General features: G+C 36.9%; 5 protein-coding genes. All 5 read right to left on the bottom strand.

What is annotated here, in order from left to right:
* Positions 1 to 446 precede the first annotated feature (446 nt).
* Complete coding sequence (locus tag IGL15_RS14340; protein ID WP_002333830.1) at positions 447 to 1,853, bottom strand: plasmid recombination protein; 1,407 nt, start codon at positions 1,851 to 1,853, stop codon at positions 447 to 449.
* Between the two features lie 220 nt (positions 1,854 to 2,073).
* On the bottom strand, positions 2,074 to 2,436 hold the full coding sequence (locus tag IGL15_RS14335; protein ID WP_002298418.1) for a hypothetical protein: 363 nt from the start codon (positions 2,434 to 2,436) through the stop codon (positions 2,074 to 2,076).
* Positions 2,437 to 2,439: 3 nt separating this feature from the next.
* On the bottom strand, positions 2,440 to 2,748 hold the full coding sequence (locus tag IGL15_RS14330; protein WP_002333831.1) for a hypothetical protein: 309 nt from the start codon (positions 2,746 to 2,748) through the stop codon (positions 2,440 to 2,442).
* An 8-nt stretch (positions 2,749 to 2,756) separates the two neighbouring features.
* Complete coding sequence (locus IGL15_RS14325; protein WP_002292671.1) at positions 2,757 to 3,176, bottom strand: hypothetical protein; 420 nt, start codon at positions 3,174 to 3,176, stop codon at positions 2,757 to 2,759.
* The coding region (locus IGL15_RS14320) for a replication initiation factor domain-containing protein (RefSeq protein ID WP_227260574.1) at positions 3,173 to 4,147 on the bottom strand (975 nt) is incomplete at its 5' end. The genes IGL15_RS14320 and IGL15_RS14325, both read right to left, overlap by 4 nt.

The raw sequence follows: 4,147 nt of genomic DNA, 5'->3' as shown, positions 1-4,147 counted from the left end.
ATTTTGTTCCTCCTCAAAGAAAAAGAGACTTCTGGAAAGAATTTTCAAAAGTTCACGTAACTCTTAAAAATTCATTACCAAAAAATCTCTAGTCTTGAAGAAATCTAAAAATATTCGTATAATGATTAAGAAGTTACGGAGCTAGTGCGATTAGTTTCCGTAAAGGTCGAGAACGTTGGTAGCGTTGCTCGACTATTTTTTTACTCTTTTTTCAGTTCATTTGTTTGCTAACTCAATAATAGCACTTCTCTTTAGCTATGCAAATATCCAAAAAATAAAACCGCACCCTTTGAAAAGGGCGCCCCCAAACTTCGCTAACGCTAGGTTGGCCAAAAAATGGACTGGCCATTTTTTAGCAAATGTCAGCTTAATAGGCTAGTGGTTTAGCCGTCAACTCCTTATCCTCGGCACAAACCGCCTCCGGTACCGTTGACTGCACATCGTAACTACCACTCGATCTCATCTTCAGAACGCTCTAATTTACGCTGTGAGACGTTTTGACGATAAAATAAGGTTTTCTCCTGCTCTAACACTTCTAATTCCTCAGAAAGCCCCATATCCTTTTCTGCAAGACCAAAACGGATAGACAAACGAGTGATCGATTTTTGAAATGCGTTTTTTAATCGCTCTAAACGCTGGCGTAAAGAGCGATTTTCTTCTTTCAGCTTTTTATTTTCCACTTGTAAATCTGCTAATTGTTTTCTACCAGACAAATGACGCTCTTCTTCCAATGTAGCTACATACTCATTTAATTCTGTATTTTGCTCAAGCATCTGTAAATATTGCTCACTCATGTTATCAGCATTTCTCTTGGCATTTGTTGCTCTCGTAGCTCGTTGATACAAATCAACAAAATCATTCCCAGATAAATGATACGAACCATCAGGAAGCCTCTTGAAACTTTCTAAAGGAACAATATCTTTTTGGAAAATGACCGCCATCTCTTTTTTTACATTCAGCATATTTTTCTTCTCTTCTTCAATCTTCACTCTCTCAGAAGCCACCAGAGCCTTTTCTCGCTCATTTTCTTCTCTTTGCCTAGAAATATACCTCAACTCATCAGAAACGCTCTCACGCTCTTTTACGGCCGTTTGACGCAATTCTGAAATCTCGCTCATGATTTCTTTATATTCGTGAACATCTTTGATTTTGTTAGTACCGACTAACTCACGCTCCCAACCAAAATCTGCCATCAAACGTTCAATTGACTCAACTTCCTGATTCCTAAAATTATTCCAAATCACTCGACCATTCTCTTTATCTGCTCGTAAACCCTGCTGTTGCAAGGCTTTGTTAAAACTTGGTTGCTTTTGAACACCCCGTTTATACCCTTCAGCAACAGGAACAATATTCAAATGCAGGTGCGGACTTACTTCGTCATTATGAATAACAGCATTGTAGACGGATAAATTAGGATTCCGTTCTTTAAATTCTTTGAAATACTCAACTAAAATTTTGTTGGCAATCACTCGATTTTGTTCTGCTTGTTGTTCCGATATGCCAGTAGAAGAACCATCATCACGAGTAGTACGAAAATCATCAAGAGTACCAATTTGCACGATAAATTCTCGCTGTGGTTCCAATTTTTTATCCTTGCGAACCTTTGCTAAATAGTCCTCGATTTTTCTATCGGCTCTTTTCTGCTTTGCATTATATTTTTCTACGGCTTCACCGAATAATTCTTCATATTTTTCACGAATATTTGTTTGTTCTAAATAGATATTTTCATCCGATTTTGTGAAATCAATATGCTTATGCCAGTCATTGATTTTTTGGCTATCAGTTAACTCACGATTATTATGAGAAATGCTTGTATTCTTTGTTCCCTTTTTGAACGAAATACTGAACCCCAAGTTAAAACCCTCCTTCGGCTGTCGCTAATAAAAAGAGTGTAAACCTTTCTGTTACTCTTTGTCAAAGAGTAACATTTTCCTAATTGTGACATGGCTGTCACAATTCCAAATGCTCTCCGAGGGTATTCGCTGTCACAAGTGACAACGAAAAAAGGAGCCGAAAGCGTGTCACGCTCTCAACTCCTTTTACGCTTTATTTTGCTTCACGCAAAATAATCGCTTATCGTAAATTCACGTCATTAAATATTGACGTAAATTTACTCTCACTCATCTGACTTTTCTTATTCGGTATCACTCCGAATAAGCCGTCAGATTCATCGGGATAATCTCGTTCGCTTGGCGCTGATTTTTCATCAGCAAGCCACTCATTATCCACTGATTTTTCGTGTTGCTGATCGTCAGAAATCGACGATAGCCACCGCTCAAAATCAGCAAAAGTTTCAAACCCAAAACGCTTGCGAAGAGCCTTGCCCATTGCAGCATTTTCTTTCTCAATCAAGCGTTTTTTCTGTTGGCGAAGTTTCGCTTGTTCTTTTTTTAATTTTTCTTCTTGCGCTTTAATATCTGCTAAAGTCATTCCCATAAACTACATCTCCTTTTCTTTGGAATTAATAACGGAAATTTGGTTTAACTGCATAACATGACTCATTAATTTCAACCAAAATTCTTTTTCTGATTCATCAGTTGTTTGCGCTAAATGCTTATGAACAAATTCATTAGTCAAAACTGAAGATTTTGCTAAATCAGCATTGATAACCGAGTTGAGAACATCCATAATTCGTTCAAGCATTTCACTATAATTATCTTCATCCGGCAAATTCAAATAATCAGCTAACCGTTCATACATCAATTCAATTCTATCGACTGTTTCTTCTCTCAAATCAATTTTATCCATGTCACACCTCACTTCCAGAATTGCCACCATTTTCGATTTTTTAATTCTTGATTTTCTAGTAACAACTGATCGTTTTTTTGTTGCTGAAGCAGGGTCAATTTTTGTTGATCACGAATCATTTCTGTTAATTCAGAAATATGTTTGTCCTTCTCAGCTAATTGATCACGCAAAAACTCATTCTCTTTTTCTAAAGGAAAATCACTGCCTGTGTTATTGACCGGTAATTGACCAGTCAATTGATCACTTTTTGACCGATAAATTGACCGAACAACACCAATCAACTCTTTATCTAGCATGATAATGCCATTTTCTTTATACTGAGCAAGGTCAAACCCTGAATTGACCAGTTGATTGCGCACTGTATTTTTCGATACACCCAATTCGTCAGCAAGATTTTTTATGGTCATTTTTTCTACTGGATTACTCATTCAGCACCTACTTCCGTTACATCAAGTCCTTGGAGCCATGTATCTAATTCTCGTTTCAAATCGTCTGCCGATTCCGCAAATGACTCTCGCAAATGATTCGTCAATTCATCATTTTGACTTTCTTGCTTCAACAAATCCCTGTATTTTTTCTTTGTATTCTTAGCTAGATTTCCCCACTCAGAATGATCATAAAGCAAACCTTTCACCATAATCCGTTCAGTAACTTTAGTATTTGGCGGAAAATAATGTGGACTAGCAAAGCTATCCAAACTTTCATGAACCATCTCATGCCAATCAGTTGCTTTTCCCCTTCGTAACTGCAATTCTAGTCGCCACCATGTCGTTATTTCCGGCGGAACAATTTTACGTTTTCTTTCTTGTTCCAATTTTTTATTGTACATTCGAATTTGTCGTTCACTGGCACGACTACCCCAATATGCCGTTTCTAACTTACCAGAACGCCCATAAATTGGTTTAAAAGACACAGGATCAACTACACGATACTGACTAACAAAGTCATCGGGAATATCTACAATATCGCAAGCAATATCCGCACGTGAAAAATGAGGTTCTAGAAATAAATCATGAATGAAATTTTTCATGGAACCTGATAAAAATTGATTGATTTTATTAGGATTAAAGTCAATCCGCCCTTTTCCTTCATGAAATTTAAGAATCTCAATATAAGCTATATTTTCCTCGTGTTGGTCTAATAATTGCCACCCATTATTCCCAACAGCTTTTAAATAACCATTGCCTTCGTTCAAACGCATAAGCTGTTCAAAATTTAAAATCAACACATCATTTGGAGTGTGATAATAAATATTTTCTTTCAGTTTTCCGACTATGGTAATTCGGTCAATTGACCACTGCATTTTTAAGGGAAGGGTCAAACTTTGATACTTTAACCGCCTGTTAGAAATGCGGTTAAGTTTTTCCCACTCATTCACGATCGTGCCACGTTTACTCAA

This window comes from Enterococcus sp. DIV0436a (assembly GCF_051711605.1).
GTDB lineage: Bacteria > Bacillota > Bacilli > Lactobacillales > Enterococcaceae > Enterococcus_B > Enterococcus_B faecium.
Note: the sequence above shows the minus strand (reverse complement) of the source record. Positions and strands in the feature narration are given on the sequence as shown.

What these genes read in the sequence shown, in the direction of transcription:
- IGL15_RS14335 (WP_002298418.1), bottom strand. Translation starts at nt 2,436, where the DNA reads ATGGGAATGACTTTAGCAGATATTAAAGCGCAAGAAGAAAAATTAAAA.
- IGL15_RS14330 (WP_002333831.1), bottom strand. Translation starts at nt 2,748, where the DNA reads ATGGATAAAATTGATTTGAGAGAAGAAACAGTCGATAGAATTGAATTG.
- IGL15_RS14325 (WP_002292671.1), bottom strand. Translation starts at nt 3,176, where the DNA reads ATGAGTAATCCAGTAGAAAAAATGACCATAAAAAATCTTGCTGACGAA.